Genomic DNA, 18,573 nt, shown 5'->3' on the forward strand with positions numbered 1-18,573 from the left:
ACAAATAGTAAGTAAAGACCTTTTTCGCGAAAATGGGAGGAACTCATGTCGATTATTTCAACGCTTGTCGTCGCCGTCTTGGTGCTGAACACGGCCGGCGCGATTTTCACAGTGCTACGCGAGGTGCGCGACATTTCGACCACTTGGGCCTGGCTATTGGTGCTCATCTTCTTGCCGGTGCTTGGGTTTGGCATCTACCTCTTCGCCGGTCGCGGCTTGTCCGCCCGCAAGATGCAGGCGATCCAAGCCGAGTACCGCAAAGGGATCGACGCCTTCGTCCAGCTGCAAAAGCGCGAGAACGACAAAAATCAGCTCCTGCCACCCGCCGCTTTGTCGCAGGCGTCCAAAGAGCTGACCACGCTGTTTCTCAACACGGACGGGGCGCCGTTGCTCAGCGACAACGCCGTAGGGATCTACACCGATGGGGCGGCCAAGTTCGCCGCCTTGTTCCAAGACATTGAGGCCGCCACCGACCACGTCTTTGTCGAGTACTACACCATTTACAACGACGAACTGGGCAACGCGCTGCAGCGCCTGCTGGTCCGAAAGGCACAGCAAGGCGTCAAGGTGCTGGTGCTGTACGACGCCTGGGGCAGCCAAGGCGCCAGCGCCAAGTGGTGGCGGCCACTCACCGAGGCCGGCGGCCAGGTGGAAACCTACTTTTCCTCCCGTCACCTGTTCTTGGACTTTCGCCTGAATTACCGGTTGCACCGCAAAATCGTGGTGGTGGATGATCGCATCGGCTACATCGGCGGGTTCAACGTCGGCGACCAGTACGTCTCACGCAAGCCGAAGTTCGGCTTTTGGCGCGACACGCACCTGCGCGTCAGCGGCAACACCGTTTTGGCGCTGAAGGTGCAGTTTTTGATGGACTGGAACGCCACGGTTGACCACGCCCGGGAGGAGCCCTACAACCTGGTGGCGCCGGCCAGCGACGCGGCCGCCCCCGGCAAGGTGGCGATGCAGATTGTCGCCAGCGGCCCGGAGAGCAAGGGGCAGCAGATCAAGTACGGTTACGTCAAGATGATTACAAGCGCCGCCAAGTCGGTGTGGATCCAGACCCCCTACCTGATTCCCGACGACACGGTGATCGATGCCTTAATCACCGCCGCCTTGGCCGGCATCGACGTGCGAGTGATGATTCCGGACATGCCCGATCACCCCTTCATTTTCCGGGCGACGCAATACTACGCCAACTACCTCAGCCGCTTCGGGGTCCGCATCTACCACTACCAAAAAGGCTTTCTTCACGCCAAAACCGTGGTGGTCGACGGCAAAATCGCCAGTGTCGGCAGTGCGAACTTCGACATTCGCAGCTTCAAGCTCAACTTCGAGGCCAACGCCTTCATCTACGACCGCGGCGTGGCCGGTCAGCTCACCCGCATCTTTGAGGCCGACTTGGCCAACTCGGTTCGCCTGACCCCGGCCATGATTGCTGCGCAAGGCCACTGGCTGCGCTTCAAGCAGTATGGCTCACGGCTACTGTCGCCGATTCTTTAACGCTGCCAGTTGTCCAGCTGTGCGGTGTGTTGACCCAGGTAGCCAACCGCCGCCTCGATCAGCTTCTTGTGGGCCGCCTCCAGCTCGCTGCCGGCCAGGTGGTAGCGGTCAACCAAGTAGCCTTGGGCGACGTCTTCGTATATCTTGCGGCCGACCCCACCGTCCTTGAGCAAGGCGTCAAGCCCCGTCAGCGCCGGTGTGGCCGCCTGAGCGAGGGCCTGGGCCAGATCCGGTACCGCCAGCCCGTGCTTACCTGCGTAATCCACCAGCTGCTCGTTCATATCGATGATTGCTTCTTGATCCATGTGCTTGTCTGCCTTCATGAACGCTTCCTCCTTTTTGTGTGGCGATTGGGCCACCTCTAGTATAGCGGTTTGGCCGGGCGCCGCGTGTTTTTTTGCCTCCGTCGCCGTCACCCCAAGATATTGGGGCATGGGATTGACAGCCGCCACCAGGCGTTGTATGCTTGGGCTACTAGAAAAAGCGAAAAGAGTGACCCGCATGTCCAACATTACCGTATTCACCAAGAACGGCTGCCCCCAGTGCCGCATGACCAAGAACTACCTGAAGACGCACAACATTCCGTTCACGGAACACAACATCAACGACGAGCCGGAGTACATCAGCTACCTGAAGGGCCAGGGTTTCCAGGCCGTGCCGGTGCTTGAGGCCCCAGGCATTGAACCGATCGCAGGCTTTCGACCAGAGGCCCTGAAGCAGCTGGCCGTCTGAACCCTGGTGCCGCCCTTGTGGCGGCTTTTTTTGTTTTACGGGCCAAAAAACGGCCGCCTTCCGAAGAAGACGGCCGTTTGCGTTGTCGTGGTTTACCAAATTGTGATGCGCTTGTCCGGCGCCAGGTACATGCCGTCCCCTGGCTTCACATCGAAGGCCTGGTACCAGGCCTCGAGGTTTTGCGGCTGCACGTTGGCACGGAGCTTGGCCGGGGCGTGAACGTCGACGGCCAAGAACATCTTTTGCAACTCCAGGCGAGCCTTTTGCCGCCAGATGCGGGACCAATTGATGAAGAAGGCCTGCAGATCGCAGTCCTCCAGCCCCTGCGCCGTTTCCAGTGCCGCGGCCAGGCCGCCGGCATCCGCGATGTTTTCGGACACGATCAGCTTACCGTTCGCCTTGCCGGCCTCAGTTTCCAGGCCATCGAATTCGTCGATCATCGCTTGGGTCAGGTCCTTAAAGTGGGCGTAATCGGCCGGCTGCCACCAGTCCTTGAGGTTACCGAACTCGTCGAACTGGGCCCCGTTGTTGTCGAAGCCGTGCGAGATCTCATGCGCAATCACCGCGCCGATGCCGCCGAGGTTCTGGCTGGCAGTTTGGTCAAGTGAGTAGAACGGCGCCTGCAAAATCGCGGCCGGGAACGTGATGTCGTTGCGCGACGGATCGTAGCAGGCGTTGACCAAGTGCCCTGGCATCACCCAAATCGTGCGGTCGACCGGTTGGGTCAGCTGATCGAGGTTGTATTGGTTGCGGGTTGTCGAAAGTCCGATGGCGGTGCTGAGCAGATCGCCATCGCCGACCTTCAGCAGGTCGTAAACCGCCTGCACCTTGTCCGGGTATCCCATTTTAAGCACCATGGTGTCGAGCTTCACCACGGCCTTGGCCTTGGTGGAGTCAGACAACCAGCTGGAGTTGGTCAAGCGGCGCTTGTAGGTTGCAATCATCTTCTCGACCAGCGCAATCACGTCCGCCTTGGCGGTTTCGCCGAAGTAAGTCTGACCGTAGTAAATCCCGATTGGCTCGGAGAAGAAGCGGTTGGCCAGGCGGTAGGCGTGCTTAATCTGGCTCGGCTCCTCTGGGCTACCGGACAGCGCCCGGCCGAAGGTACCGCCGAGCTGCCGCAGGTCCTCGCTCAGGTAGCCGGTCAGGCTGATCAGCTCGGTGACATAAGCCCAGTGCTTGTACTGATCAAAGGTCGCCGCGGAGAAAAGCTGCGTGAACTCCTTCAGGAAGCGCGGGTCTTGAACGATGATGGTCTCGGGCTTTGCCGGCAGCACCTCTTCGACAAACGCAGCGAAGTCGAAGGCGCCGAACTGCGCGGCCACCGCCGAGAAGGACTGCGGGTTGTAGGCCTTTGGGTAATCCGCCCACTCCTCGGAGCTCTTGACGTGCTTGGCGATTTCGCGGTCGAAGCTCAGCGCGTCTTTCAGGTAGGTCGCCTGATCGGCCGCGCTGAGGTCGGTTTGGGCCAGCACCTGTTGGCTCATGTCCGTCCAGGTCTTCAGCAGGGCTTGGCCCTGCTCGTTGCCTTCCGCGTAGTAGGTCGTATCCGGCAAGATGGTGCTGGGGCCGGAAATCTGATACAAATTGCGGCTGGTGTCCTTCATGTCGGGCTCAACGCCGCCGGAAAACGGCAGCGGGAACAAGCTGAGCTCCAAGTCACCGGCCTTGGCGTTGAACGCGGCCAGGTCGCTGGTGGCGTTCAACACCGCGAGGCGATCCAGCGCCGGCTTGATGCCAGCGGCGTCTCGGGTCGTGAAGTCCAAGGCTTTTTGGTACAGCTTGACCGCCTGAGCAAAGTACGGATCAGGTGCCGGTTTGCTACCATCGGCCACGGCCTTGAAGTCGGCCATCAGCTGGTCTTCAACCCCATCGGCCAGGTCGCTGAAGCCCCCGGTGCGGGACTTGTCCGGGGCGATGACCGCCGTTTTCTCCCACTCGCCGTTGACGGCTTCGTACAGATCATCTTGGTAACGCGGTGTGTCTTGTGCCATAATGAACCCCTTTCGCTGATTCTCACCAGCATTTAATATACTCATCATTGTAGCGCAACGCCTGGGCTTTTGCACCACAAAAACGGCGGGTGACCCCGCCGCGGTGTGCTTATTCAACTGTGGTCATGCCCACGCAATCTTGGTGATTGCGTATTCCTGAACGCGCTTGGCGCCCTTTTGTGTGTCGATCAAAACGGTGCTGCGCTCGGCGTACGGCTTGACCGTGCCCGGGGTGATCGCCTGAATCACCCCGTGAAGCGTCCGCTTGTCCATCGTGTGGATTTTGACCGGCCGCTTGGTCAGTAACGCATCCTCCAGTAAGCCGAAAATCTCAGTGGTGTGTTGCCCCATGAGCATGAACCTCCTTTTGTTTGCTGAAACCGATTACACCTCCAGTATAACGAAGCCGCGGCGAAAAATCAGCCCTTCTTGTCACTGCGAGATGATTCTTAACATTTGACGCCGCGACAGAGTCAAAAAAACCGCCGCAACGCGTTGGTTGCGGCGGCCGCGCCGAAGCCAGCGGAGACGCAACCCCGCCGGCCTTGGCCTTTTTGCTGTGTGTGATGCCATCGTTCAGTCACCCTGCCGCGGCGTTGGTTGCGGCGCAGGCGTTTTGGTACAAGCCACCGGTCAATGCGCCGCCGCAGCTACCTCGCAAGCGAGTAGGCAGTACACTAAACAGCCGGTGGGTGGAGGTCCAACCCTGGTATTCGGGCCCGCAGGTGGGCGCCGTTACGCGAAAACACGTGTGTTGAAAGCCAGATTCGGCTTGGTATGAGCGGGGTACTGGGAATGCTTATGTCCCGGACCGTTCCCCATGGGCAGTGGGCGTGCTGTGACCAAGGCCTTTGGTCGCCCCCCTGTCCTAGAATAATCATCCAAAGCCAGTGTAAGCCTCGCCAGCTCAGCCGTCAATTTATAAGCACCGACCTAATCCGAGGCTATGTCTCGGCACGCCGGTCTAAGATCGTGCCGGTCGCTTCCCCCAGTACTGGAAGTAATCGGTTCGCAGGCTGCCGTTGTACAGCTTGCGGCGCTTTGTCGCCTTGTTGCCGTATGCCTTTTCAAAGCCCAGGTCGGCGGTCAGGATGTACTTGCTCCAGCCGTCGAGGCGACGGTAGGCATCGCCCATCTCGCCGTACAGCCGCCGGGCGGCTTCGAGCTCGCCCATGCGCTTACCGTAAGGCGGGTTGGCGACAATCACGCCGCGGGGCTTGTCGGTCTTGAAGTCCTTGACCGCCAGCTGTTTGAACACGACGCGGTGGCCGAGTCCGGCCTCGTGGGCGTTCAGCCGCGCAATCTCAATCATCTCCTGGTTGATGTCGTAGCCGGTGATGTCCAGCTCGCGGTCCATGTCGGCGGCCGCCAACGCGGCGGCTTTGACGCTGGCCAGCGCGTCTGGATCAAAGAAGGCGAAGTCCTCGAAGGCAAAGCGGCGGTGGAGGCCCGGGGCGAGGTTCAGCCCAATCAAGGCGGCCTCGATTGGAATGGTGCCGGAACCGGTGGTCGGATCGACGAACGGCATATCCGGGCGCCAGTTCGTCAGCATCACCAGCGCCGCCGCGAAGTTTTCCTTCAGTGGCGCCTCGCCCTTGGCCACGCGGTAGCCGCGCTTGAAGAGGGATGGGCCAGTGGTGTCGATGGTCAACGTCGCGACGTCCTTGAGGATTGAGACCTCCAGTGGGTACAGGTTGCCGGTTTCCGGCAGGCGACCGCGGCGGTGGTAGACTTCGGCGAGCTTGTTGACAATCGCCTTTTTGGTGATGGCCTGCACGTCGGGTTCGGAGTGCAGCGTCGACCGAACGCTGCGCCCGGCCACCGGAAACTCGGCGTCAAGTGGCAGGTAGCGGTCCCAAGGCAAGGCCCGCACGCCTTCGAACAGGTCGTCGAACGTCGTGGCCTTGAACTGGCCGACGATAATCTTGATGCGGTCGGCCGTGCGAAGCCAGACGTTGGCGGTGGCGATGGCGCGGTCGTCACCCTCGAAAAAGACCTTGCCGTTATCGGTTGTGGTTGCAAAACCCAGGTCTTGCAGCTCACGGGCGGTCAGGCTCTCAAGCCCGGCCGCCATTGTTGCCATCAGTTTGTGTTGCATAATCGGCTCCTTTTAATTTGCTGAGTTCATTGTACCAACACCCGGTCTCGGGAACCACCCCGGCGTAAAAAAACAGCCCGGGAAACCCGGACTGTGCCTGCTTGCAGACCCCTATAAGCCATGTTTTGTTCCAGCACCTTGTCAGGCCAAGGCGCCTTCAGTAATCATCTATCTCAGCTTTCGCTGGAAGGCCGTCGGTTCAATTCCCATGGCCTACCGCCCCTACCAAAGTTTGGGTTACTCGCTCGCGGGGTTTACCCGTTCCAGTCCGTCTGTTTCCAGGCGGCATCGTCTCTGTGGCACTTTCAGGTGCAGGTGCATGGCCGAAGCTTTAGCACTGAACACCGCCGTTACCGGTTTGACCCGGTACCCAGGCTTATTGGGCCTGGCACGAACACTACAAGCATCGCAGCTTGTGCGGGCATGGACTTTCCTCACCGGGCATACACCCGGCGCGATTACTCGTGATCTGCAAAGGGTTGACGTGAATTAGTAGCGATCGATGCCGCTGGCGTCGGTCGGCTTGGTGCCGCCGTCGGCCAACTTGCTCCCGAAGACGTGGCGCTCCAAGTTAGAGAGCCGCTTCAGGATGTCGTAGTTGGTCACGGTCGCGTTCGGCTGCTGCGGCGTGGCCGCAGCGACTTTGGACGACACGTTCAGCTGCTTGGTCAGCTCGTCGACGCGACTGCGCAACCGCGCGTTGTCCGCCTCCAAGCGGTCGACGTCGCCTTGGTAGGCCTCGTAGTCCTTGATCACTTGATCCAGGAACTCGTCGACCTCGGCGGCGTCGTAGCCGCGCATCTTGGTTTTGAAGCTCTTCTCCAGAATGGCTTGCGGGTCGAGCTGGACGTCGCGCGTTGCCTCGTTGTTGTTATCCATAACCGAACACCTCGTTGATTCCTTAACACAGGATGAGTTCATCATAACATACCAAGGGGACTTTGAAAATGCCAAAATGCGTCAGATGGGCATTGCCGTGCTTTCTTCACGAATCGAATGGGTCGTGTTCGGCCGCCTGCTGTTCACCGTATGCCCGGGCGGCCTCCTCCAAATCGGGCATGTTGATCAGCTGCACCGGGTAGGGCCGCCGCCGGTCCTCGCCTTGGGCGGCCCGGTAAGCAAACGCCGGCTTGCCGTCAAAGTCCGGGTCGAACACCAAAAGCGCGGCGTCGGTGTGCTGAGCCATGAAGCGCGTGTAGCCGGACAGCTGCTTGGGCGATTGGTACGGTAGGCTGGAGACGCTGGCGGAGAAATCGACCTGCTGAACCAGCGTGGCCAGCGCCGCTTGGTTCTCTTCCTTCCACTGGTGACCAAAATCCGCAAACGGCAGCATCACCGCGACCTTGAGCTCCGGATAGTCCTTTTTAAGGCCGACGGCGACTTGAGCACCCCACTGCTCGACGCCTTGCTCGCCACCGGTGATCACCCACTCCAGGCCGTCGTCCAGGGCCGCCTTGAGCTGGTTTCTTAAGGCAAGTTTAATCACCGTAATTTTGGGGTCGGAATCGCCGTAAGCGTTCAGCTCCCAGGACCGGTAACCGGTCAACCACAGGCGTGTTCCCATCGCGTCCTCCCATTCGATTAGGCCAAATCTCCCTGGCTTGTTATAATAAGGCCAGGAGTTGATCGCATGCCCATTCACTACCCTAATGGTAAGCCATACCAAGACGTCGCGCAACCGGCGGCCCCGCGCCCCGTTTCCTACGGCGGCCGCGGCATGACGCTTGAAGACGAGCTGAACCAAAGCAACCAGTTCTACCGCGCCGCCAACAAAGCGGTGGTGTACAAGAAACCCACGCCGCTTCAGATTGTCAAGGTCGACTATCCCAGCCGCGCCCAGGCGGTGGTCAAAGAGGCCTACTTCAAGACGCCGTCGACCACCGACTACAATGGGGTCTACCAGGGCTACTACCTGGACTTTGACGCCAAGGAAACCAAAAACAAGCAGAGCTTTCCGCTCAAGAACTTCCACCCGCACCAGGTCGCCCATTTCAACGCCTGCCTGGCCCAGGCCGGCATCTGCTTTGTGGTGATTCGCTTCGTCACGTTGCGCCGCCTGTTCGTGTACCCGGCCAGCGCCTTGAACCGCTACTGGCAGGCCAGCCTGGCCGATGGGCGCAAGTCGATTCCACTCAAAGAAATCGAGACCCACGGCTTCGAGCTTCACCCCAAGCTGCAGCCACCGGTGCCGTACTTAGACGGTGTCGACTGGCTGATTGCAACCAAGAAAGGACAGACACATGGCTAATCAGGCCCCATCGAGAATGGCCAAGCGGCGCCAAAAACCCGCTAAAAAAGCAAAGAAGCGCGGCGGCCGCTGGCTGCGCTTCTTCAAGTTCGCGGCGCTGGCCGTGGTGGTGGCCTTGGCCGCCGGCATCGGCCTGTTCGCCTACTACGCCAAAGACGCGCCGGCCATCACCAAAACCGAGCTGATGAGCGGCGGCGGCTCCACGCTTTACGCCAGCAACAACAAGGCGCTGACGCACCTGGGCGTGGAAAACCGCGTCTACGCGACCGCCGACAAGATTCCCCAGCGGCTCAAGGACGCCGTGGTGTCGATTGAGGACCGGCGCTTTTATAAGGAGAAGTTCGGGGTCGACCCGATTCGCATCGCCGGGGCGGCCTTTGCCAACCTCAAGGCCAAGGTGACCGGCAACACCGCCGGGCTGCAAGGTGGCTCCACCTTGACCCAGCAGCTGGTCAAGCTGTCGGTGTTCTCCACCAAGGTCTCCGACCAGACCCTGCGGCGCAAGGCCCAGGAGGCCTGGTTGGCCGTCAAGGTCGAGCGCAGCTACTCCAAGGAGCAGATTCTCGAGTTTTACATCAACAAGGTCTACATGAATTACGGCCAGCGGGGCATGGCCACCGGAGCCCAGTTCTACTACGGCAAAAGCCTGAGCCAGCTCGACTTGGCCCAAACCGCGTTCATCGCCGGGCTGGCGCAGTCCCCTTCCGGCTACGACCCCTATGTCTCGCCGGCCCGGGCCACGACCCGCCGCAACGCGGTGCTCGACGCGATGCTGCGCGACAACAAGATCACCCAGGCCCAGGCGGCCACGGCCAAGGCCGAGGCAATCAGCACCGGCCTGAAGAAGAAAAGTGAAATCACCAACACCGCCTTGGTCGACAAGGTGATCGATGCCTACCTGACCCAGGTGATCAAGCAGGTCAAGGCCAAGCTTCACGTCGATCCATACGCCGAGAACCTAAAGATTTACACTAACCTAGACTACAACGTTCAAAAAAAGCTATACGAAATTGTAAACGACGGCCAAGACGTCGTTTTCCCGGACAACAAGATTCAAACGGCGGTGACGATGACCAATCCGCAGACCGGTGCCGTCGTCGCCCAGATCGGCGGCCGCAAAACCGGCAACGTCCGGCTGGCGTACAACCGCGCGACCCAAAACGACCGCAGCAACGGCTCGACGATGAAGCCTTTGATGGACTACGCGCCTGCCATCGAGTACCTGAACTACTCGACGGCCACCATGCAATCCGACACGCCTTACAACTATCCCGGCACGAACACCCCGCTGTACGACATCGACCACAAGTACATGGGCACGATGACGATTCGCCGCGGCCTGGAGCTGTCCCGCAACATCATCGCCATCAAGACGCTTGAGGCCGTGGGGCTGACCAAGTCTCTGAACTTCATCAAGGGGCTGGGTATCACCCTGCCAGCCAACCAGCAGGTCTACCCAAGTGGCATCGGGGCCTCCGTGACCACGGAGCAAGAGGCCGCCGCTTACGGGGCCTTGGCCAACGGCGGCACGTACTACAAGCCAAGCTACGTCAAAAAGGTTGTGACCCCGGACGGCGATTCGGTCACCTTTCAAAACGCCGGCACCCGGGCGATGAAGTCCAGCACCGCCTACATGGTGACCGACATGCTCAAGGGTGTAATCGCCAAGGGGACCGGGATGGCCGCCCAGATCAGTGGCCTTTACCAGGCCGGCAAAACCGGGACCACGGATTACGCGGCCAACGAGTTGGCCGCCAACGCCGCCTTGAAGGGCACCGCCAAGGATTCCTGGATGGTCGGCTACACCCGCTACCGCGTCGCCTCGGTGTGGCTGGGTTACGACAAGGCCAATACGGCCGGCGTCACGACGGCCATGCAGCTGATTCCCAAGGAAATTTACAAGGTGCTGATGACCTACGCGTCCTCGAGTCTGCCCAACAAGGATTGGGTCAAGCCGGAGTCCGTCATTGCCAAAACCGTCAACGGCAGCCGCGAGCTTTATGTACGCGGGTTTGCCCCGACCACCCCGGCCGTCAGCTCATCCAGCTCCAGTTCGGTCAGCTCAAGCGTTGCGACCACCAGCAGCGCGACCAGTTCAAGCGTCCTGAGCTCGAGTTCAAGCAGCGCAAGCACCAGCAGCGTTGACAGCTCCAGTGACTCCGAATCAAGCGGAGCGAGTGACGCCGGGTCGACGCCTGCGACCGAGTCACCGAGCAACTCCGTCAGCCTGCCCGAAACGCCAAGCAAGACGGAATCAAGCCACACCACCCAGTAGAACGCATGCCAAAAGACCGCCCCCCTTGTGTGAGGACGGTCTTTTTGCATGGGCCAAGCCGGCGCGTCAGGCCGACTCCTGCGTCAGTTGAACCACGGCCACGTGATGCGCGGCCAGCAGTTCCAGAGCGTAGGGGTCGTTGTGGTAGGCCGATTGGTAGTAGACGGCGGTGATGCCAGCTTGAATCAGCGCCTTGGTGCAGTTCAGGCACGGGAAGAAGGTCACGTAAACCGTCGCGCCCTTGGTCGAGACGCCGTTTAAAGCGCATTGCAAAATGGCGTTCATCTCGGCATGCAGGGTGCGGATGCAGTGGCCGTCGCGCATCAGGTGTCCAGCGGTATCGCAATGTGGATCCCCGGCGATGCTGCCGTTGTAGCCCGTGGCAATGATGCGGTGGTCGACCACCAAAACCGCACCGACCGTCGCCCGTTCGCAGGTCGACCGCTCGGCCACGTTGCCGGCCAGTTTCATGAAGTAGTGATCCCACGACTCGCGGTGGCCGTGGCGCTTGGAGTCAACGATTTGATCAGGCATGTGTTGGTCCCTCCTTGGACTTGCGGGCAACCGGCTTGTAATCGGCCGCAAAGGCGGCCCAGGCCGGGCCCGGTGGTAGCTTGGGGTTGCGGGCGGTCAGCCACTCCCGCCCCAGGCGAATCAGGGCGCGGTGCAGGTTGATCCAGGTTGCAGGCGGCATCAGCCCCTCCAGACGCCGCTGGATGGCCTGCGGGGTCGCATTGGGCGGTGCGATGCCAAACCCGCGAATGATGCGCGAAACGTGGGTGTCCACGGCGACGCCGGGAATGTTGAAGGCATCGGTTCGCACCACCGTGGCGGTTTTGGGCCCGACCCCAGGCAAGGCCACCAGCGCCTTAGTCGACTCGGGGACCTGGCCGTCGTACCTGGTCACCAGCGCCTGGCTCAAGGCGACCAGGTACTTGGCCTTGTTGTGGTAAAGCCCCAGGCGGTCGATGTAAGGCTCGATGACCGCCGGGGTGGCCATCGCCAGCGCCGCGGCATCCGGGTAGGCCGCAAAGAGCCGTGGGGTCACCGCGTTGACGGCCACATCGGTGGTTTGCGCCGACAGCAAGACGGCGACCAGAATTTGAAATGGGGTCTTGGCGTTGAGCGTCGGGGGAACACCAGGGTACAGCGCGAGCACGAGGTTCAACAGTTTCACCGCGCGTTTGTCGTCCATGTCGTACCTCCTACAAGCCCAGGTGCCGGTTCTTATCCGCCTGCACCTCCGCCGGCGTGGTGAAGTGTCGCCGCTCCCAGCCAATCAGGATTTTATCCATGTAGCGCAGCGAATACACCCGGTTGAGCACGGCCTCGCGCAGCGCCAGTTGGATCATCTCTGGCTTGTAGTGGTCAACGGTCAGCCAATCGCCGATGGTCTGCTGCTCGATGGGTGACAGTGGCCGGCCGAACTCCACCTCGATTTGGCTGAACACCGTCTTGCTCGCCTGGTCCTGTGCCGTGATAGCCTGGCGGTCCAGCGGCGCCAGCACCTGAGCCAACAGCGGGGTCACGTCGTACTGGTCGAACTGGCGGCCGTCGCGAGCGGTGGCATTGAGCCGCCGAATCGCCTTTTTATCCGTCAGGCTTTGAATCACCCCGAACACCTCCTGCGGCCGCAGCTTGGCCGCCTGCCCAAGCGCCGCCAGGTCCGGCGTCTCGGTGTGGTGCTGGGCCCATTGCAGCAAAAACAGGTAGGTGACAAACTCGCGGTGGGTCAGCTCGGTCTGCGCGAACCGCGCGAATAAGGCGTCGGACACGCTGGTGCTGCCGGCCTGCAGGTAATCGGTCAAATTAGGCATGGTGACTCCCTTCTCAGTGCAAAAAGAGACTGATCGCCCAGTCTCTTGTGTGCTTACGGCTTGATGCGGTTGATCATGCGGGGGAACGGAATGGTCTCGCGCAGGTGATCGAGGTGGCAAATCCAGGTGATCGCGCGTTCCAGCCCCAGCCCGAAGCCGGCGTGAGGCACACTGCCGTACTTGCGCAGGTCAAGGTACCATTCGTACTCGGCCAAGTCGAGCCCCTTGGCTTCGATGGCGGCCTTCAGCTTGTCGTAGTCGACTTCACGCTCGGAGCCGCCGATGATTTCGCCGTACCCTTCCGGCGCCAGCAGGTCGGCGCAGACATACGTGTCGTCGCGGCCTTCCTCCGGCAGCATGTAAAACGGCTTGATCGCCTTCGGGTAGTTCAGGACAAAAACCGGCTGCTCGAACTGATCGGACAAGTAGGTCTCCTCCGGTGAGCCGAAGTCTTCGCCCCACTTGACGTCAAAGTCTGCCTTTTGCAGCATCTCAATCGCCTCATCGTAGCGAATGCGCGGGTAAGGCAGCTTGGTGTACTTCCTGAGCGTCTCAACGTCGCGGTCCAGCAGCTTCAGGTCATAGGCGCAGTGGTCAATCACGCTTTGCACCAAAAAGGCGATGTAGCGTTCCTGCACCTGCAGGCTCTCCTCCTGGTGTGTGAAGGCCATTTCGGGCTCAATCATCCAAAACTCGGTCAGGTGCCGCCGGGTCTTGCTCTTTTCGGCGCGGAACACCGGGCCGAAAGTGAACACCTTGCCGTAAGCCATCGCCCCGGCTTCGGCGTAGAGCTGGCCGGACTGGCTGAGGAAGGCCGGGCGATCGAAGTACTCGGTTTCGAACAGCTCGGTGGTCCCTTCCGGCGCGGAGCCGGTAAGAATCGGCGCGTCCATCTTGATGAAGCCTTCTTGGTTGAAGAACTCATAGGTCGCGCGAATCATTTCGTTGCGAATCTGTTGAATCGCAAACTGGCGCTTGGACCGCAGCCACAGGTGACGGTGGTCGAGCAGGAACTCGATGCCGTGCTCCTTAGGCGTAATCGGGTAGTCATCGGCGCCACCCAGGACCTCGATGTCGTGAACCTCGATTTCGTAGCCGAAGTGGCTGCGGGCGTCTTCGTGAATCTCGCCGGTCAGCCACATGGACGTTTCCTGGCGCATGTCCTTGGCGGCCTGGAAAACGGCCTCGCTGACCTTGTTTTTGAGCACCACGCCCTGGAAAAAGGCGGAGCCGTCGCGCAGTTGCAGGAAGGCAATCTTGCCGCTTGAGCGCTTGTCGGTCAGCCACGCCCCGATTTTGACTTCCTCGTTGACGTGGTCTTTGGCATCGATGATGCGAATCTGTTCTGTCATGTTATCCCCCTGTGTCATTAGAAAAGTGATGCAAATGCTAGTTCTGGCCGACGAAGGCCTGAATGCGGCTGATGGCCTCGACCAAATCGGCCTTGGCCGCCGCGTAGCTCAGCCTGGCGTGATCCGGCAGGCCGAACGCCCGGCCCGGCACCAGCGCCACGCCGGTTTCGGCCAAAAGTGCCGCTACGAAATCGTCGACCGACGTGTGGTGGGTCAACGTCGCCGCCCGGCGAACGTTCGGGAAGAGGTAAAAGGCCCCTTGTGGCTTGTCCGGCAGCTCAAAGCCTGGCACCTGAAGCAGCAGCGGGTAAACCGTGTTCAGCCGGTCCTCAAAGGCGTCGCGCATCGCGGCCACGCTTTGGCCGTCGCTTGAAAACGCGGCGATGGCCGCGTACTGCGCGGCGGCGGTTGGGTTGCCGGTCGCGTGGCCCAGCAGCTTGGTCATGGCGGCGATCAGCTTTTCCGGCCCGGCCGCAAAGCCAATGCGCCAGCCGGTCATCGCGTAGGACTTAGAGGCTCCGGAGATCAGCACCGTGTTGGCGGTGATGGCCGGATCGATTTGGATAATGGAGGTGTAAGTCGCCCCGTTGTACAGCAGGTCGCGGTAGATGTCATCGGCTACCACCAGTATGTCGTGGCGCAGCGCCCAGTTGCCGATCAAGGTCAGCTCGGCCTTGGTGTACACGGCGCCGGTCGGATTGCTCGGCGAGTTGATGATGACGGCGCGGGTATGTTTGGTGCGTTGCGCCTCGAGGTCATCGACGGTGACCTTGAAGTGGCTGCTGCTCATCACCGCGCGTGGCACCCCACCGGCGAGGCGCACCTGCTCGACGTAAGAGACCCACCCGGGAACGGGAATCAAGACCTCGTCACCGGGGTCCAACAGCACCTGGAACAGGCCATACAGCGCCAGCTTCGCCCCGGTGGTCACCACCAGCTGCTTGGGGCTGTAACGCACGCCGGTTTGGTCCAGCACATGCGCCGCAATCGCGTCTTTGAGCGCCGGCAGCCCGGCGGCCGGCGTGTAGAAGCTGGCCGCCCCGCTTTGGATCGCGGCGACCGCCGCCTGGTCGATGAAGTCGGGTGTGGTGAAGTCCGGCTGGCCGATCGACAAGTCGAACACGGTTTCCCCTCGCGCCTTCATCTCCTTGGCCAGGTTACTGACCGCAAGCGTCGCGCTGGGGGCGACGTTCAAAATTCGTTTGGCTAAATGCAAAAGCGTCACTCCAATCGGGTCTCCCCTTATAGGTTACGAATCGCTGCCAGCTCCTCACCGGTGGCAAAGTCGTAAGTCACATACCCAAGTTTACCAGACTTTGTGCGATAGCCAATATCCCAGACAAATTTCTTTGCCCGGCGGCTCAAGCCAATGCTTGAGATGCGCTTGGGCGCGTAGCTGGCCGCGACCTTGGCCAGCGCCTGCTGGCGGGTGATGCCGGCGGATTGGCGCAGCACGTGGACCTTACCGGTTTTTTGGCGGATGACCACGTACACTGCGCGGTGGTCGGTGGTGGTGCCGGCCACGGTCAGGTAGGAGTCGCGCTGCGTGTCCCAGTAAAACTGCGACACCGTGGTGACCTTGGCCTGGCGCTTGGCGATGGCCGCGGCCTGCTCGCGAACCGACCGCAGCGGCGAGACGCTTTTGGTCCACACAAACACGACGGCGGCCAACAGCGCGATGCCGGCGATCAGGCGCAACAGGCGAAACATTCTACGACGATTAGCTGGACGCATGGGCGTCCTCCTTTCTTGAGTCCGTTGCCGCCTGGCGCGTCAGCCAGTCACGGCTATGCAAAACGGCCGAAGCCAGCGGCAAGACGGTCGGCTTCAGGTTAGGCAAGCTCTTGGCGAGCTTGCGGCCGTAAGCGGTAGTGGTCAGGCGCGGGTCCAGCACCACGAACACCCCGCGGTCGGATTCGGTGCGAATCAGGCGGCCGAAGCTTTGGCGAAAGCGCAGCGTGGCCCTGGGCAAGGCGTCGGCCTTGAACGCGTCTTGGCCGGCCTGACGAAGCGCCACGTAACGCGCCTTGGTCACCGGCGCGTCCGGCGCATCAAATGGCAGCCGGGTCAAAATGACCATCTCCAGCTGCTTGGCCGGGTAATCGATGCCCTCAAAGAAGCTGGCCGCCCCCAGCAGCAGACTGTTGTGGCCCAAAGCGAAGCGCTTGGCGATTTTCTCCGCCGAACCGGTCACGCCCTGGGCCAAGACCTCCTTGTCGCGACCGATTGGCATCGCCGCCAGCCGCCGGTACACCGCGGCAATCACCGCAAGCGACGTGAACAAGGCGATGGTCTGGTGCTCGCCGGCCGCAAGCGCGGCGATGGCCTGAGCCAAGTAGTCGGCGTAGGCGTCGGGCGTGAGGTCCTGCACATTCGGGGCGTCGGCCACGGCCACCACAGCAGCCTGGCGCTTGTAGCGAAACGGGCTGCGCAGCCGCAGGCACTGGTCCTCGGGTAACGCGGGGTAACCCAGCTGGCGGGTCAAAAAGCCAAAATCGCGATCGACGGTGAGCGTCGCCCCGACAAACGTGGGGGCACAAAAATGCGCAAGCGCCGCCTGCAGCGGCTCGGCGACGCGGAAGCGGTCCCAGGTCATGCCCAGGCCCATCGCCCCCGCCCCGGTTTCAAGCGTCACGCAGGTCACCCCGTCGGCGCTGGCGTCCAACACCGCCGGCGTCAGCGCGACCACCTCGGCCTGAATCGCACTCAGTGCCGCCGTCAGTCCGGCCAGGGCCTGAAACACCGCCGCATCCGAGGTTAAAAAGCGCTCGGGTCGCGCCGCGTAGACGCCGCTCAGCTGGCGGCAGGCCGCAATCAGCCCGGCTAGATCTCGGCCCAGCCGCTCCCGCGGCTGAAGCAGTGCCGCCTTGAGCCAGCTGACCTGCTCGGGCATCAGCATTTTGGTCACCGCCGCAAGCGGCGGCTGGCGGAAGAAGTGGTGAAACAGCGTGGTCTGCAAGTCGGCGACCTGCTCCTGCAGGCTGTCAATCTGCTGGCGCATCGTGGTCAGCTGGTAGCCACGTGCGATGTCTTCTGCAAATAGGTGCTGCAAGTCGCGGTGGTTACGCCACTCGAGCAGACCGCGCAGGTGGTTGAGGTGAATGCGCAAAGCCGGTAGCGCTAATCGGTGCGAGAACGCCGCCGCGGTGTTGTCGGCAAAGTGCTGGGCCTCATCCACCACCAGAAACGGCGGGTTGGCGAAGCGCAACGCGTCAAAGTGGCGCGACAGGTAGGCGTGATTGGTCACCACCACGAAGGCACCGGCCACCGCCTGCTGCTGCAGGCGGTAGAAGTCGACCGCCGCGTACGGGTCCCCCGCGGCCGCATCGGTGGTACCGGTGTGGCGAATCCGGGCGAACAGCGGCGCCTTGTAGGTGGTCAGGTGCAGCTCGTCGAGGTCCCCGGTTTGCGTCTGCGTCAGCCAGACGATCAGGCGCAGCTGCAATAGCCGCGAAAGCCGGTCGTCGACGGCCGGCAGGCTGACATCCAGCTTCTGCAAGTCGAGGTAGTGCCTCGCGCTTTTGAGCATCACCGCCGGTAGCTCTCGCCCAGTCATCGCGGCCACCTGCGGAATGGTCGCCATCAGCTGCGCCTGCAACACCGTGGTCGAGGTGGCCACCACCAGCTTGTGCTCGGCGTCTGCCACATACGCGTATGGCAGCAGGTACCCAAGGCTTTTGCCAAGGCCGGTGCCGGCCTCAATCATCAAGGGTTTTTGGGCGGTCGTCGCATTGGCGTAAATCGCATCCATCATCTTGGCCTGGCTCTTGCGGAACCGCAACTGGGGCCGCAGCAGCTTGCGCTTGGCCGCGTCCCCTGCCGGGTAGGCCGGCGCCGCCCCCAGGGGCGAAAGCAACGGCTGCGGCCGGCGTAGCACGAAGCGGCCGCACCGCACCTGAGAGGCGGCCAGCGCAACGCCTGGGACCGTCTGTGCGGCCAGCCAGTCGCCGGTTTGGCGAATCAGGCTGCCGGCCAGCTGCGCCAGCTGTTTTTGGGTCACGCTGGGCAGCGCCTGCAAGCGGTCGCGCAACTGCCACAAGAGCTTGGCGGTCGACACCGCGTCGGAGTCGGCGCGGTGCGGGTTGTCGTGGCGAATCCCCAGTGCGTGGGTCAGGTCGGCCAGCCGAAAACTCGGCGCAGTCGGGACCAGAATCTGGGCCAGCTGCACGGTGTCGATGGCCGGGCCAATCAGGGGCCGGGAGCCGACCCGGGCGAGCTCGGCGCTTAAAAACGGGTAGTCGAAATTGACGTTATGCGCGACGATTACCTTGCCTTCCAGCAGGTTTTCAATCATGTAGGCGACGTCTTCAAAGTACGGCGCCGCCACCAGGTCGGCCGGGTGAATGCCGGTCAGCGCCTGAATGGCCGCCGGCACCGGCCGGTCGGGATTAATCAGCTGCGAGACGGTTTGAATGATCTGGCCGTCTGCCATGATGGCACAGCCGAACTGAATGATCCGATCGCCTTCGTCGACGCTGGTGCCGGTAGTTTCCAGGTCAATGACGGCGTATGTGGAGGGAAAAGTCATGCACTCACCAATTTTCTCAAGTCTGCTTC

Annotated in this window: 17 protein-coding genes and 1 other RNA gene; 4 read left to right on the plus strand and 14 right to left on the minus strand. The window is 61.6% G+C overall.

Going from position 1 to position 18,573, the window contains the following annotated elements; translation table 11 throughout:
* Nucleotides 1-45 precede the first annotated feature (45 nt).
* Complete coding sequence (gene cls / locus NUH19_RS00765; protein WP_262314650.1) at nucleotides 46-1,500, plus strand: cardiolipin synthase; 1,455 nt, start codon at nucleotides 46-48, stop codon at nucleotides 1,498-1,500.
* Here the strand turns inward: cls and NUH19_RS00770 are convergent.
* Nucleotides 1,497-1,823 (minus strand): hypothetical protein, encoded by a 327-nt coding sequence (locus tag NUH19_RS00770; RefSeq protein WP_262314651.1) that lies wholly within the window; start codon nucleotides 1,821-1,823, stop codon nucleotides 1,497-1,499. The genes cls and NUH19_RS00770 overlap by 4 nt on opposite strands.
* A 178-nt stretch (nucleotides 1,824-2,001) precedes the next feature.
* Between NUH19_RS00770 and nrdH the strand changes: the two genes are divergently transcribed.
* Complete coding sequence (gene nrdH / locus NUH19_RS00775; protein WP_262314652.1) at nucleotides 2,002-2,232, plus strand: glutaredoxin-like protein NrdH; 231 nt, start codon at nucleotides 2,002-2,004, stop codon at nucleotides 2,230-2,232.
* A gap of 92 nt (nucleotides 2,233-2,324) precedes the next feature.
* Here the strand turns inward: nrdH and NUH19_RS00780 are convergent, their stop codons facing one another.
* The 6 genes from NUH19_RS00780 to NUH19_RS00805 form a co-directional block, all read right to left on the minus strand.
* Complete coding sequence (locus NUH19_RS00780; RefSeq protein ID WP_262314653.1) at nucleotides 2,325-4,226, minus strand: M13 family metallopeptidase; 1,902 nt, start codon at nucleotides 4,224-4,226, stop codon at nucleotides 2,325-2,327.
* 123 nt (nucleotides 4,227-4,349) lie between these two features.
* Nucleotides 4,350-4,577: a hypothetical protein gene (locus NUH19_RS00785; RefSeq protein ID WP_262314654.1), complete on the minus strand. Its 228-nt coding sequence runs from the start codon at nucleotides 4,575-4,577 to the stop codon at nucleotides 4,350-4,352.
* A gap of 613 nt (nucleotides 4,578-5,190) precedes the next feature.
* The gene (locus NUH19_RS00790) at nucleotides 5,191-6,324 is read right to left on the minus strand and encodes a THUMP domain-containing class I SAM-dependent RNA methyltransferase (protein WP_262314655.1); all 1,134 of its coding nucleotides are present in this window, start codon (nucleotides 6,322-6,324) and stop codon (nucleotides 5,191-5,193) included.
* 109 nt (nucleotides 6,325-6,433) lie between these two features.
* Nucleotides 6,434-6,794, minus strand: an RNA gene (rnpB, locus tag NUH19_RS00795) — RNase P RNA component class B.
* A 19-nt stretch (nucleotides 6,795-6,813) separates the two neighbouring features.
* Nucleotides 6,814-7,203, minus strand: coding sequence for a cell division regulator GpsB (gene gpsB, locus NUH19_RS00800; RefSeq protein WP_262314656.1), 390 nt, complete (start codon nucleotides 7,201-7,203; stop codon nucleotides 6,814-6,816).
* A gap of 106 nt (nucleotides 7,204-7,309) precedes the next feature.
* Nucleotides 7,310-7,888: an SLOG family protein gene (locus NUH19_RS00805; RefSeq protein WP_262314657.1), complete on the minus strand. Its 579-nt coding sequence runs from the start codon at nucleotides 7,886-7,888 to the stop codon at nucleotides 7,310-7,312.
* A 66-nt stretch (nucleotides 7,889-7,954) separates the two neighbouring features.
* Between NUH19_RS00805 and recU the strand changes: the two genes are divergently transcribed.
* Both recU and NUH19_RS00815 read left to right on the plus strand, forming a co-directional pair.
* Entirely contained in the window at nucleotides 7,955-8,572 is a 618-nt protein-coding gene (gene recU / locus NUH19_RS00810) for a Holliday junction resolvase RecU (RefSeq protein WP_262314658.1), read from the plus strand.
* The gene (locus NUH19_RS00815) at nucleotides 8,565-10,847 is read left to right on the plus strand and encodes a transglycosylase domain-containing protein (RefSeq protein WP_262314659.1); all 2,283 of its coding nucleotides are present in this window, start codon (nucleotides 8,565-8,567) and stop codon (nucleotides 10,845-10,847) included. Before recU ends, NUH19_RS00815 begins: the two co-directional genes overlap by 8 nt.
* Nucleotides 10,848-10,913: 66 nt before the next feature.
* On the opposite strand, the gene NUH19_RS00820 is transcribed toward NUH19_RS00815, so the two are convergent.
* The 7 genes from NUH19_RS00820 to NUH19_RS00850 are packed head-to-tail and all read right to left on the minus strand — an operon-like array spanning nucleotide 10,914 to nucleotide 18,544.
* Nucleotides 10,914-11,381, minus strand: a complete 468-nt coding sequence (locus NUH19_RS00820) for a deoxycytidylate deaminase (RefSeq protein WP_262314660.1) — start codon at nucleotides 11,379-11,381, stop codon at nucleotides 10,914-10,916.
* Nucleotides 11,374-12,042 carry an endonuclease III domain-containing protein gene (locus tag NUH19_RS00825; RefSeq protein WP_262314661.1) on the minus strand — a complete coding sequence of 223 codons (669 nt, stop codon included), beginning with the start codon at nucleotides 12,040-12,042 and terminating at the stop codon, nucleotides 11,374-11,376. The genes NUH19_RS00820 and NUH19_RS00825 overlap by 8 nt, the downstream gene beginning before the upstream one ends.
* 10 nt (nucleotides 12,043-12,052) lie before the next feature.
* Entirely contained in the window at nucleotides 12,053-12,664 is a 612-nt protein-coding gene (locus tag NUH19_RS00830; protein ID WP_262314662.1) for a DnaD domain-containing protein, read from the minus strand.
* A gap of 53 nt (nucleotides 12,665-12,717) precedes the next feature.
* Nucleotides 12,718-14,016 (minus strand): asparagine--tRNA ligase, encoded by a 1,299-nt coding sequence (gene asnS / locus NUH19_RS00835; RefSeq protein WP_262314663.1) that lies wholly within the window; start codon nucleotides 14,014-14,016, stop codon nucleotides 12,718-12,720.
* Between the two features lie 37 nt (nucleotides 14,017-14,053).
* The gene (locus NUH19_RS00840) at nucleotides 14,054-15,232 is read right to left on the minus strand and encodes a pyridoxal phosphate-dependent aminotransferase (protein WP_262314664.1); all 1,179 of its coding nucleotides are present in this window, start codon (nucleotides 15,230-15,232) and stop codon (nucleotides 14,054-14,056) included.
* Between the two features lie 26 nt (nucleotides 15,233-15,258).
* Complete coding sequence (locus tag NUH19_RS00845; protein WP_262314665.1) at nucleotides 15,259-15,750, minus strand: cell wall elongation regulator TseB-like domain-containing protein; 492 nt, start codon at nucleotides 15,748-15,750, stop codon at nucleotides 15,259-15,261.
* The gene (locus tag NUH19_RS00850) at nucleotides 15,737-18,544 is read right to left on the minus strand and encodes a helicase C-terminal domain-containing protein (RefSeq protein ID WP_262314666.1); all 2,808 of its coding nucleotides are present in this window, start codon (nucleotides 18,542-18,544) and stop codon (nucleotides 15,737-15,739) included. Before NUH19_RS00850 ends, NUH19_RS00845 begins: the two co-directional genes overlap by 14 nt.
* Nucleotides 18,545-18,573 lie beyond the last annotated feature (29 nt).

This window comes from Lacticaseibacillus parakribbianus (assembly GCF_025490915.1).
GTDB lineage: Bacteria > Bacillota > Bacilli > Lactobacillales > Lactobacillaceae > Lacticaseibacillus > Lacticaseibacillus parakribbianus.